The sequence below is a fragment of the Pseudoxanthomonas jiangsuensis genome (assembly GCF_010093185.1).
Classification (GTDB): domain Bacteria; phylum Pseudomonadota; class Gammaproteobacteria; order Xanthomonadales; family Xanthomonadaceae; genus Pseudoxanthomonas; species Pseudoxanthomonas jiangsuensis.
Map to the genome: position 1 here is coordinate 110,266 of NZ_PDWL01000004.1, position 11,963 is coordinate 122,228.

General features: G+C 72.4%; 9 protein-coding genes. 7 read left to right on the forward strand and 2 right to left on the reverse strand.

Annotated features, from left to right (window positions below; all coding sequences use genetic code 11):
* The first annotated feature begins 35 nt into the window (after nt 1-35).
* Nucleotides 36-593, forward strand: a complete 558-nt coding sequence (locus CSC62_RS04075; RefSeq protein ID WP_162404893.1) for a DUF3228 family protein — start codon at nt 36-38, stop codon at nt 591-593.
* A gap of 136 nt (nt 594-729) precedes the next feature.
* Nucleotides 730-1,470 (forward strand): hypothetical protein, encoded by a 741-nt coding sequence (locus CSC62_RS04080; protein ID WP_211368925.1) that lies wholly within the window; start codon nt 730-732, stop codon nt 1,468-1,470.
* A gap of 21 nt (nt 1,471-1,491) precedes the next feature.
* Here the strand turns inward: CSC62_RS04080 and dmeF are convergent, their stop codons facing one another.
* Nucleotides 1,492-2,484: a CDF family Co(II)/Ni(II) efflux transporter DmeF gene (gene dmeF / locus CSC62_RS04085; RefSeq protein WP_162404894.1), complete on the reverse strand. Its 993-nt coding sequence runs from the start codon at nt 2,482-2,484 to the stop codon at nt 1,492-1,494.
* Between the two features lie 53 nt (nt 2,485-2,537).
* Between dmeF and CSC62_RS04090 the strand changes: the two genes are divergently transcribed.
* A complete protein-coding gene (locus tag CSC62_RS04090; RefSeq protein ID WP_162404895.1) occupies nt 2,538-2,810 on the forward strand; it encodes a metal/formaldehyde-sensitive transcriptional repressor in 273 nt (90 codons plus the stop codon).
* Nucleotides 2,811-2,878: 68 nt separating this feature from the next.
* Here the strand turns inward: CSC62_RS04090 and ahcY are convergent, their stop codons facing one another.
* Nucleotides 2,879-4,321 carry an adenosylhomocysteinase gene (gene ahcY / locus CSC62_RS04095; RefSeq protein WP_162404896.1) on the reverse strand — a complete coding sequence of 481 codons (1,443 nt, stop codon included), beginning with the start codon at nt 4,319-4,321 and terminating at the stop codon, nt 2,879-2,881.
* A 322-nt stretch (nt 4,322-4,643) separates the two neighbouring features.
* Here ahcY and CSC62_RS04100 point away from each other — a divergent pair, with 322 nt between their 5' ends.
* The 4 genes from CSC62_RS04100 to CSC62_RS04115 all read left to right on the forward strand — a co-directional run bounded on the left by CSC62_RS04100 (nt 4,644) and on the right by CSC62_RS04115 (nt 11,836).
* Nucleotides 4,644-7,157, forward strand: a complete 2,514-nt coding sequence (locus CSC62_RS04100; protein ID WP_162404897.1) for a S9 family peptidase — start codon at nt 4,644-4,646, stop codon at nt 7,155-7,157.
* Between the two features lie 150 nt (nt 7,158-7,307).
* Entirely contained in the window at nt 7,308-10,022 is a 2,715-nt protein-coding gene (gene ppc, locus CSC62_RS04105; protein ID WP_162404898.1) for a phosphoenolpyruvate carboxylase, read from the forward strand.
* A gap of 123 nt (nt 10,023-10,145) precedes the next feature.
* Entirely contained in the window at nt 10,146-11,363 is a 1,218-nt protein-coding gene (locus CSC62_RS04110; RefSeq protein ID WP_162404899.1) for an OmpA family protein, read from the forward strand.
* Nucleotides 11,364-11,437: 74 nt separating this feature from the next.
* Nucleotides 11,438-11,836 carry a DUF6180 family protein gene (locus CSC62_RS04115; RefSeq protein ID WP_162404900.1) on the forward strand — a complete coding sequence of 133 codons (399 nt, stop codon included), beginning with the start codon at nt 11,438-11,440 and terminating at the stop codon, nt 11,834-11,836.
* Nucleotides 11,837-11,963: the final 127 nt, after the last annotated feature.

The window sequence follows — 11,963 nt, forward strand, 5'->3', positions numbered from 1 at the left end:
ATAGACTCGCCGCCCCATGGCCGAGCCTGCAGCGCATGTCGATCGTCCTCACTCCGTTCGCCCGTACCCGCCTGTTCCCCCGCCAGTCGCGCGCCAACACCATCCAGGACTGCAGCCCGGAGGCGTTCGAGCGGCACCTCAACGCGCACCCGCCGCTGGCGGTGCTGGACGGCTACGCCCCGTTCTGCAAGCTGCACGTGCACCGCAACTGGACCTCCACCCGCTGCCTGACCGTGCCGGTCACCGCCGACAACCGCCACCTGCTGCGCTCGGCCTACGAGGCGCGCTCGCGCGAGGAGCTGCCGGTACTGGTGCGCTGGTTCGAGGGCGTGCAGCCGCCGGTGGCCGAATACCTGGTGGTGATCCTGTACAGCCGCGCGCAGCTGGCGAAGGAGGGCAGCCCGATCGAGGCCGACTGGGGCGTGGTCGGCTGCCTGTACACCCTGGAGCCGGAGGAGATCCCGATGGCGCCGGTGACGATGATGCGCAACGCGCTCGGGGTGGAGGAGGGCGGTTCGGGCGTGCCGCTGGACCGCGAGGCCTACCGCCGCAGCGTGGAGTTCTGGGAGCGCAACGCCAACTGGCGGCCCTGACGGCGCCGGATCTCGCCCGACGCGATCGGGGCTCAGGATTCCGGCCGCGCTGCCGATCTATTCCTGGCTCCCCTGTCCGGTCGCCGGCATCACGCGGTGGCCGCGGGGCGCGGATCCTTCACTGCAGTCGAGGCGCATGGGCACTTTCCCGATCATCGTCATGGCCGCACTGGGCGGCTGGGCCATCCTGATGACCGTGCTGGCGCTCGTCTCGGGCCGCCACCTGCGGCGCGAACGCCAGGAGCATGCGGAGGCCCAGGAGCGCATCGCCCGCTACCGTGCGGCGGTGCAGCGGCTGGAGCGGAAGGCGGCCGCCACCGCGGCCAGCTTCGAGGCCCTGCAGCAGGAATACCTGCAGCTGAAGCGGGCCGCCGAGGACCGCGAGCAGGCGCCGCCGGAACGGCCGATCCCGATGATCGTGATCGACAGCCTCGACATCTCCGGCGAGGTCGGCACCCTGTTCGAGCACGTGGCGCGGGTGGCGACGGCGGTCAGGAACTACAGTGCCTACACCCGCGGCCACTACGGTCCGGAGCCGAACAAGGCCCGCTACGACCTGCTGTGGCTGGCCGACTGCCTGCATACCTTCGACCGGATCGGCAAGGCCCTGGCCGGAGGCAGCCAGCGCTCGCTCGCGGCCGCCTGCGAGGAACTGCTGTCGATGTACGGCATGTACCTGAAGGACGGCTCCGGCTACGACAGCCGCGACACCTTCCGGCGGCTGTCGGAGAAGGTGCCGCTCGCGGGGGTGACCGAGGCGATCCAGTCGATCGCGATGAAGACCGCGCAGGTGCCGGCCCCGGCCGTGGAGGCGGCGGCGCGGACTGGCCGCGAGCCGGAGGTCCTGGCGCCGATGGCGGCCGCCAGCGGCGGCTGAGTCCGCGCGCGGGAGACGCCTTCAGCCGGCCGTGGCCGGCACCACCGGCGCCGCACGGCTCACCTCGACGGTGATGTGGACCAGCTCCTCGTGGATGGCGATCGCACGCCGGAAGTGGTCGGCATCGGCGTCGGCGGCGGTGACCACGCCGACGATGCACGCGTACCGGCCGCGGCCCACCTGCCAGACGTGCAGGTCGCTGATCCGGGCCGGGACGTCGCCCTGTTCGATCGCCTCGTGGATCTCGGCCACCACCGGCGCGTCCATCTGCGCGTCGAGCAGGATCCGCCCGGAATCGCGCAGCAGGCCCCAGGCCCAGACCGAGACCAGCGCCGCGCCGACCAGGCCCATTACCGGATCCAGCCAGGCCGCGCCCATGAACATGCCGCCGAGCAGGGCCAGGATCGCCAGCACCGAGGTCGCCGCGTCGGCCACCACGTGCAGGTAGGCCGAGCGCAGGTTGAGGTCGTGGCCGTGGGCATGCCCGTGGTCGTGCCCATGGTGCACGCCGCCATGGTCGTGGTGATGGTCGTGCCCGTGGCCGTGCCCGTGCCCATGCTGGTCGCGCAGCCACCAGGCGCAGAGCAGGTTCACCGCCAGGCCGACGGTGGCGATGGCGATCGCCTGCTCGTAGTGGATCGGGCTGGGCTGCAGCAGCCTCTGCACGGACTGCACCACCATCAGCGCGGCCACGCCCAGCAGCAGGATCGCGCTGGTGTAGCCGCCGAGGATCTCGATCTTCCAGGTGCCGAAGGCGAAGCGGCCGTCGCCGGCGTAGCGCCGCGCGCAGGCATAGGCGAACGCCGACAGACCCAGCGCCAGCGCGTGCGAGCTCATGTGCCAGCCATCGGCCAGCACCGCCATCGAGTTGAACCACCAGCCGCCGGCGATCTCCACCACCATCATCGCCAGGGTCAGCCACATCGCCCGACGGGTGCTGCGTTCGGCCACCGGGTTGCCGTCGTCGAAGGCATGGCTGTGGCGGCGGGCGGCGGCAAGGGCGTCGAGGTTCACGGGCGGGATTCCGGCTGGACCGTATACCCCCCAAGGGTATAGGCTCCCGGTCCATGGCGCACGTCCACCGCGACAGGAAAAAGCTGCTGGCCCGGGTCCGCCGGGTGGCCGGGCAGGTCGCGGCGCTGGAAAAGGCCTTGCAGGGCGAGGCCAACTGCACCGACGTGCTGGTCCAGATCGCCGCGGCCAAGGGCGCGATGCACGGGCTGATGATGGAAGTGCTGGCCGGGCACCTGGCCGAGCACGTGGTCGCGCAGGCCGATGCCGACGAGCGCGCGCGCGAGGCCGAGGTGGTGGTGGCGCTGCTGCGGAGCATCGGCCGCTGAAGGCCGCAAGCGGAACGGGCGCCTCGCGGCGCCCGTTCCGGTTCTGCCCCTGCCGCGATCGATCGCGTTCAGTAGCGGTAATGCTCCGGCTTGAACGGGCCTTCCACCGGCACGCCGAGGTAGTCGGCCTGGGCCTGGGTCAGCTTGGTCAGCTTCACCCCGATCTTCTCCAGGTGCAGGCGCGCCACTTCCTCGTCCAGCTTCTTCGGCAGACGGTAGACGGTCTTCTCGTACGCGTCCTTGTTGGCCCACAGGTCGATCTGGGCCAGGGTTTGGTTGGAGAAGCTGTTGGACATCACGAAGCTCGGATGCCCGGTGGCGCAGCCCAGGTTCACCAGGCGGCCTTCGGCCAGCAGGAAGATCGAGTTGCCATTGGCGAAGGTGAACTTGTCCACCTGCGGCTTGATGTTGGTCTTCACCGCGCCGGAGGCGTACAGCGCGTCGACCTGGATCTCGTTGTCGAAGTGGCCGATGTTGCAGACGATGGCCTGGTCCTTCATCGCCTTCATGTGCTCGAGGGTGATGATGTCCTTGTTGCCGGTGGTGGTGACGTAGATGTCGGCGCGGCCGAGGGTGTCCTCGACCGGGGCGACCTCGAAGCCCTCCATCGCCGCCTGCAGGGCGCAGATCGGGTCGATCTCGGTCACCACCACGCGGGCGCCGTAGGCGCGCAGGGAGTGCGCCGAGCCCTTGCCGACGTCGCCGTAGCCGCAGACCACGGCGACCTTGCCGGCCAGCATCACGTCCATGGCGCGCTTGAGGCCGTCGGCCAGCGACTCGCGGCAGCCGTACAGGTTGTCGAACTTGGACTTGGTCACCGAGTCGTTGACGTTGATCGCCGGGACCAGCAGGGTGCCGGCCTCGGCCAGCTGGTACAGGCGGTGCACGCCGGTGGTGGTCTCCTCGGACACGCCCTTCCAGTCAGCGACCACGCGGGTCCAGTAGCCCGGGCGCTCCTTGGCCACGCGCTTGAGCAGGTCCTTGATCACCTGCTCCTCGTGGTTGCCCGACGGGGTGTTCACCCAGTCGCTGCCGTTCTCCAGCTCGTAGCCCTTGTGGATCAGCAGGGTGACGTCGCCGCCGTCGTCCACCACCAGCTCCGGCCCGGTCAGGGTGCCGTCGGCCAGGGTGAAGGTCAGCGCGTCCAGGGTGCAGTCCCAGTATTCCTCGAGGGTCTCCCCCTTCCAGGCGAACACGGGGGTACCGGTGGCGGCGATCGCCGCGGCGGCGTGGTCCTGGGTGGAGAAGATGTTGCACGAGGCCCAGCGCACGTCGGCGCCGATGTCCTTCAGGGTCTCGATCAGCACCGCGGTCTGGATGGTCATGTGCAGGGAGCCGGTCACGCGCACGCCCTTGAGCGGGGCGGTGGCGGCGTACTTGCGGCGGATCGACATCAGGCCGGGCATCTCGTGCTCGGCGATGTCCAGTTCCTTGCGGCCCCAGTCGGCCAGCGAGATGTCGGCGACCTTGTAGTCGCCCCCGGTCGAGAAGGTCTTGATTGCGGCGTTCATTGCGCGTGCTCCGGTCAGGTGCGAGAGGGACTCTCGCGTTCGCCGGGCGCCGTTGTCGCAGGAGTGCGCGCCGAGCCTGGCCATGTCCGGGCCCGCGCACCGGATCGGTGTACGGGCGGCGGCGGAGCCGCCTGTTCCATGGTCGCAGCGCCCCTCGGCGGCGGCGCGCATTATATCGGGCCGCCGCGGCGGCGGCTGAATCCAGGGGCCGTCGCGCCGCGCGGACCTGCGACCGCGGGCGCGGCCGGCAGGACTTCCGTCAGGGGCGTGCAAGGCCGGCGGCGTGGTATCCAGGGCGATCGACTTTCCGTGGAACCCGCCCATGCCCGCAGAACGCCGCGCCCCGTCCCGTCCCCTCGCATCGCCACGTCCGCGCGCGCTGCTGCCGGTGCTGCTGGCCGTGGCCGCCCTGGTCCTGCCGGGCGCCGTCCTGGCCCAGGCGGCGGACGGCGGCTACCGCACCCCGGCGGCCGAACTGCAGGCGATCGTCGACGCCCCGCGCGCGCCGTCGCTCAGCCTGTCGCCGCGCCGCGACCTGGCCGCGCTGGTGCGCAGCCCGGACCTGCCCGGGATCGACGTGGTCGCCCAGCCGGAGCTGAAGCTGGCCGGCCTGCGCTTCCACCCGCGGGTGCACGCGTCCAGCCAGTTCTCGTTCGGCCAGGACCTGTGGCTGATGGACGTGGCCAGCGGCGCCGAGCGCCGGATCGCCGGCCTGCCGCAGCCGCTGGGCCTGGCCGGCATGGCCTGGTCGCCGGACCAGCGCTGGCTGGCCTTCAACCGGATCGACCGCGCCAGCGGCGGCAACGAGCTGTGGCTGGTGGACGTGGCCGCGGGCAAGGCCCGGCGCCTGGCCACCGGCCTGAACACCCTCGCCGGCGGCGGCTACGGCTGGCTGCCGGACAGCCGCGGCCTGCTGGTCCGGCTGCAGAGCGCGCAGGCGCGGCCCTTGCCGGCCGCCGATGCGGTGCCCACCGGCCCGGCGATCCAGCAGACCACGGCCGGCACCGGCGTGCGCTCGGTCCGCACCTACCAGGACCTGTTGAAGAACGAGGCCGACGCCCGGACCCTGGAGCACTACCTGCTCTCGCAGTTGGCCCGGATCGACCTGCAGGGCAAGGCCACGCTACTGGGCGCGCCGGCCCTGTACCTGGGCAGCTCGGCCTCGCCCGACGGCCGCTACGTGCTGGCGCAGAAGGTCGAGCGCCCGTTCTCCTACCTGGTGCCGGTGTACGACTTCCCGCGCGCGATCGAGGTGCTCGACGCGGCCAGCGGCAAACCCGTCCACACCGTCGCCCGGCTGCGGCTGGTCGAGGGCCTGCCGACCGGCAACGACGCGGTGCCCACCGGCGTGCGCGAGGTGCAGTGGCGCGCCGACGCGCCGGCCACCCTGGCCTGGGCCGAGGCCCAGGACGGCGGCGACCCGGCGCGTGAGGCTAAGATCCGCGATGCGGTGTTCATGCAGGCCGCGCCGTTCGACGCTGCGCCGGTGAAGCTGGCCGAACTGGGCTCGCGCCTGGCCGACATCACCTGGGGCCGCGGCGACCTGGCGGTGCTGGACGAGTTCTGGTGGAAGACCCGCCAGCTGAAGACCTGGCGGCTGCGCCCGGAGCAGCCGCAGCAGGCGCCGCAGCTGCTGTTCGACCGTTCCTACGAGGACCGCTACGCCGACCCCGGCACGCCGGCCACGGTCGCCGACGCCGCCGGCCGCCAGCGCCTGCTCACCAGCGCCGACGGCGGCAGCCTGTTCCTGCTCGGCGACGGCGCCTCGCCCGAGGGCGACCGCCCGTTCGTCGACCGCTACGACCTGGCCAGCGGCAAGGCCGAGCGCCTGTTCCATTCGCAGGCGCCGTACTACGAGGCCCCGCGGGCGCTGCTGGACGACAGCGGCACCCGACTGCTGACCACCCGCGAGTCGCCGACCGAGCCGACCAACTACTACCTGCGCGACGCCGCCGCGGCGCAGCCCTTGCGCGCGCTGACCGCGTTCCCGCACCCGACCCCGCAGCTGCGCGACATCGCCAAGGAGCAGATCCGCTACAAGCGCGCCGACGGCGTGGAGCTGACCGGCACCCTGTACCTGCCGGCCGGCTACGACGCCAGGCGCGACGGCCCGTTGCCGGTGCTGATGTGGGCCTATCCGCAGGAGTTCAAGTCGGCGCAGGCGGCCAGCCAGGTCACCGACTCGCCGTACCGCTTCAACCGGGTCAGCTACTGGGGGCCGTTGCCGTTCCTGGCCCGCGGCTTCGCCGTGCTCGACGACCCGTCGATGCCGATCGTCGGCGAGGGCGATGCCGAGCCGAACGACACCTACGTCCAGCAGCTCACCGCCAGCGCCCAGGCCGCGATCGACGAACTGGCCCGGCGCGGGGTCGGCGATCCGGAGCGGGTGGCGGTGGGCGGCCACTCCTACGGCGCGTTCATGACCGCCAACCTGCTGGCCCACACCCGCCTGTTCAAGGCCGGCATCGCCCGCAGCGGCGCCTACAACCGCAGCCTGACCCCGTTCGGCTTCCAGTCCGAGGAGCGCAACTACTGGCAGGCGCAGCCGGTCTACCAGGCGATGTCGCCGTTCAACCACGCCGACCGGATCAAGGATCCCCTGCTGCTGATCCACGGCGAGCAGGACAACAACTCCGGCACGTTCCCGATCCAGAGCGAGCGCCTGTTCGCCGCGGTCAAGGGCCTGGGCGGGACCGCGCGGCTGGTGATGCTGCCGAACGAGTCGCACGGCTACCGCGCCCGCGAGTCGATCCTGCACATGCTGGCCGAGAGCGACGACTGGCTGCAGAAGTACGTGCGCCAGGCCGGCGCGGCGCAGGGCGGCGCCGCGGACTGACCTCCGCGGCCCGGCGCCGGGGCCGCGGGCGCGCCGATGCGTCCGCGGCCGCGACCTGCGGCAATAACGGCTGAAACTTTTGCGGCGCCGCACAAATCGCGGCTAAGCTCGCATGTTCGCCCGTCCGTCCGACCCGAGTAGTCCTGCTTGATGAACGCGCCCCGCCATCTGGAATTCGCCGCTCCCGACCTCCCCCTGCGCGACGACGTGCGCCGACTCGGCGCCCTGGTCGGCGACATGCTTGTCGAGCAGGTCTCGCCGGCCTTCCTCGAGGAAGTGGAGCGGGTGCGCACCACCGCGATCGCGCGGCGCCAGAACGGCGGCGACATGGAGTCGCTGTCGGCTCTGCTGGACGGCCTCTCCCCGGCCCATGCCGAGTCCCTGGTGCGCGCCTTCAGCACCTACTTCCAGGTGGTCAACATCGCCGAGCGCGTGCACCGCATCCGCCGCCGCCGCGACTACCAGCGCGCCGGCACCGGGGTGCCGCAGCCCGAGAGCCTGCACGACGCCCTGCGCCGGCTGAAGGACAAGGGCGTGGAGCCGGCCGAGCTCGGCCAGTGGCTGGAGAGGATCGACATCGAGCCGGTGTTCACCGCCCACCCGACCGAGGCGGTGCGCCGCGCCCTGCTGGAGAAGGAGCAGATCATGGTCGCCGCCCTGGTCGACGACCTCGACGGCGGCCGCACCCCGGGTGAGCGCGCCGCCGACATCGCCCGCTTCCGCATGGCCCTGACCTCGGCCTGGCAGACCGCCGACTCCTCGCCGGTGCGCCCGGGCGTGGAGGACGAGCGCGAGCACGTCGGTTTCTACCTGACCGAGGTGCTGTACCGGGTCATGCCGGTGTTCTACGAGACCCTGGAGCAGGCGATCGGCGAGACCTTCGGCATCGCCACCGAACTGCCGCGGCTCTTGCGCTTCGGCACCTGGGTCGGCGGCGACATGGACGGCAATCCGAATGTCGACGCCACCACCATCCGCAACACCCTCGACGCCCAGCGCCGCAACATCCTCGGCAAGTACCGGCGCGAGCTGCAGAGGCTCACCGGCCTGCTGACCCAGTCCACCGGCGTGGTCGCGGTCGATCCGGCGGTGGTGGACCGGGTCGAGCAGTACCGCGCCCTGCTGCCGGCGGCGGCCGCGGCCGCCCGCCCGCGCCACGCCGACATGCCCTACCGGCTGCTGATCGAGCTGATGCGCGCGCGCCTGCAGGCCACCCTGGAGGACCTGCCCGAGGGCTACGACTCGCCGGAGGAGTTCGGCGGCGACATCGACCTGATCCGGCAGAGCCTGGAACACAACCGCGGCATCCACGCCGGCTGGTTCTCGGTGCGGCGGCTGGTCTGGCGCCTGCGCACCTTCGGCTTCCACCTGGCGCGGTTGGACGTGCGCCAGGAATCGAGCGTGCACGCCCGCGCGGTGGCCGCCGCCCTGGGCGACGCGCAGTGGGAATCGCGCGACGCGGTCGAGCAGGCTGGTGTGCTCGGCGCCTACGCCGGCGGCGAAAAGACCCTGCCGGTGGTGGACGAGCCCGGCAACCAGCGCCTGGACGCGGTGTTCGCCGCGCTCGGCGACGCCCGCCGCCGGCACGGCGCCGACGCCCTCGGCGTCTACATCATCTCGATGGCGCGCAGCCGCGCCGACGTGCTCACCGTGCTGGCCCTGGCCCGCCGTGGCGGCCTGGTCGACGGCGCCGGCCACGTGCCGCTGGACATCGCCCCGCTGTTCGAGACCGTGGACGACCTGCGCCACGGCCCGGACACCCTGCGCGACCTGCTCGCCGACCCGGTCTACCGCGCCCACCTGGCCGCGCGCGGCAACGTGCAGATGGTGATGCTGGGCTATTCGGACAGCGGCAAGGACGGCGGCATCGCCGCCTCGCGCTGGGGCCTGCAGCGCGCCCAGGTGGAGCTGATGCAGACCGCCGAGGAACTGGGCATCAAGCTGACCTTCTTCCACGGCCGCGGCGGCTCGCTCAGCCGCGGCGGCAGCAAGACCAGCCGCGCGGTCGATGCTTCGCCGCGCGGCAGCGTCGACGGCCGCCTGCGGGTGACCGAGCAGGGCGAGGCGATCCACCGCAAGTTCGGCATCCGCGCCCTGGCGGTGCGCTCGCTGGAGCAGGCCACCGGCGCGGTGCTGGTGTCCAGCATCCGCCCGCGCGCACCGGAACCGCGCGAGGCCAAGTGGCGCGAGGTGATGGACACCGTGGCCCAGGCCAGCAGCCAGGCCTACCGCGGCTTCGTCGGCGCGCCGCGGTTCATGGACTACTTCCGCAGTGCCACCCCGATCGACGTGATCGAGCGCATGACCCTGGGCTCGCGACCCTCGCGCCGGCTCGGCCAGGACGCGGCGCTGTCCAACCTGCGCGCGATCCCCTGGGTGTTCGCCTGGAGCCAGGCGCGGGCGGTGATCCCGGGCTGGTACGGCGTGGGCAGCGGCCTGCAGGCGGCGGTCGCGCGGCACGGCGAGGAGGTGCTGCGCGAGATGGGCCGCGACTGGCCGTTCTTCAAGACCTTCCTCGACGACATCTCCATGGTCCTGGCCAAGGGCGACATGGGCATCGCCGGGATGTTCTCGCAGCTGGCCGGCGAGGAGCTGCACGCCGCGTTCTTCCCGCGGATCGAGGCCGAGCACGCGCTGACCCGGGAATGGGTGCTGCGCCTGAACGGCAACGAGTGGCTGCTGCAGCACGACCAGCGCCTGGCCCTGTCGATCCGCCTGCGCAACCCCTACGTGGACCCGATCAGCGTGCTCCAGGCCGACCTGCTCAAGCGCTGGCGCGCCAGCGACCGCGAGGACGACGCCCTGCTGCGGGCCCTGGTGGCCAGCGTCAACGGCGTGGCCCAGGGCGTGCAGAACACCGGCTGAGGCGCGTCGTCGGTCCCGCTTCGCCGCAGGCCGCATCGCGCGCCGCGGTTCAGGTACGGGATACCCGGGCCGCACAGCCCGCCCTTATGATCCGGGCACCATCCACGGACGAGGAGCGGTGCAATGCGGCAGTGGCGATTCTGGCTGGTGACTGCAGTGCTGGCGGCGGGGGCGTGCACGAGGACGCCCGGCGGCGATGCCGGCGATCCCCCTGCCGATCCTCCGCCCCCGCCGCGCGTGGCCGACGCGGGCGGCGAAGCCGGTGCGGGCGCGGCCGACCCCGCCGATGCCGGCATCCCGCAATTCCCCGCCATCCCGGTCATCGTCGTGCCCGAGATCCTCGGTGTCGGCCCGGCCCAGCGCGCGCTGGAGGCCTCGATCCGGCCGATCCTCGATCCGGTCGAGGGCGTGAGCGTGAGCCCCGCGCGTTGCGATGCCGGCGGCGAACTGCTCGCCGACGGCGGCCTCGCCCAGGTGGACGCGCAGGGCAACCTGGTCCGCAACGGCGACGAGGGCATCTTCCGGATCGCCGCCGACGGCAGCGGCAGCGCCAACTTCGAGGGCGGGCTGGTCACGGTGGAGGCCGACGGCAGCGGCACCATCAATGGCAGCGCCGGCGGCGACGGGGACGGCGAGACGGCCATTATCCGGGTGGAGGCCGACGGCTCGGGCAGTTACAACGGCCCGGCCGGGCTGATCACCCTGGACGGCAAGGGCGCCGGGACGTGGAACGGCGACAGCGGCCTGGTGGTCAACAACGGCGACGGCAGCGGCAGCTGGAACGGCCCGCTGGGCCTGCTCCGGATCGAGGCTGACGGCTCGGGTACCTGGAACGGCCCGCACGGGCTGGTGGTCAACAACGGCGACGGCACCGGCACCATCGGCCCGCCGGCACGCGAGGTGAGGATGCCGCCGCTGCCCAGGGTGCCGCCGGCCGGGCGCTTCCCGCCGCTGAGGAAGTTCGCGCCGCCCGGCGCGCCCTGCGGGTATGTGATCACCCTCAACGACCGCGTCCTGTTCGACTTCGACAAGTCCGACATCCGTCCCGACGCGTCGCGGGTACTCGACACCCTCGCCGTGGCGCTGGCGCGGACGCCGGCACGGGGCATGGAGGTCCGCGGCCACACCGACAGCAAGGGCAGCGACGCCTATAACCAGACGCTGTCCGAGCGCCGTGCCGCGGCCGTGGTCGCGGCCCTGCGCGAGCGTGGCGCGGCCGAAGGCGCCGATGCGCGCGGCTACGGCGAATCGCAGCCGGTGGCGCCCAACGAGATCAGCGGCCAGGACAACCCCGGCGGGCGCCAGCTCAACCGCCGCGTGGAGATATTCGTGCGCACCTGAGCGCCGCCCCCGTCGCCACGGCCCGTTCCATTCGCCGCGCCCTGCAGAATTTTCCCTCGAAGGAGAGCATGCGCATGACACGTTTGACGCCCCGCCTGGCCATCGCTGCCCTTGCGCTCGCCGCCGTGCTGCCGTCGATGGCGGCGGCGGCCGACGATTTCAGCCTGAGTTACGACGTGGACCGTTTCCCGTCCTCCCGGCTGGACCTGCAGGCCTGTCGCGCAGCGGTGGCGCGCGGTGCCGCCGCGATCGGTTACACCACCCGCATCGACCGGGACCAGAAGACCCTGGCGATCCACGTCGCCGGCCCGCGCCAGGATGGTCGCGCGCTGGTGGCGTACTGCATCACCGCCGGCGACCAGACCGTGTTCGTGGTCCAGGGCCTGGATTACTCCGGCCCCGGCAGCCCCGAGGCCGAGCGCGTCAAGAGCGCGGTGGCGGCCGAACTGCGCAAGGCGGCGCGGGCCGGCTGAAGGCCGGCCTGGGGGTTCGCAACGCCGGCAGCGCCCCCGTTCGCAAGCCCTTTCCCGCGTGCCGGTCGCCGGCGGAACCGGCTCCCGCGGCGGCGCACGGGCGCGGTAACGGGCGGGCTCTTACGGC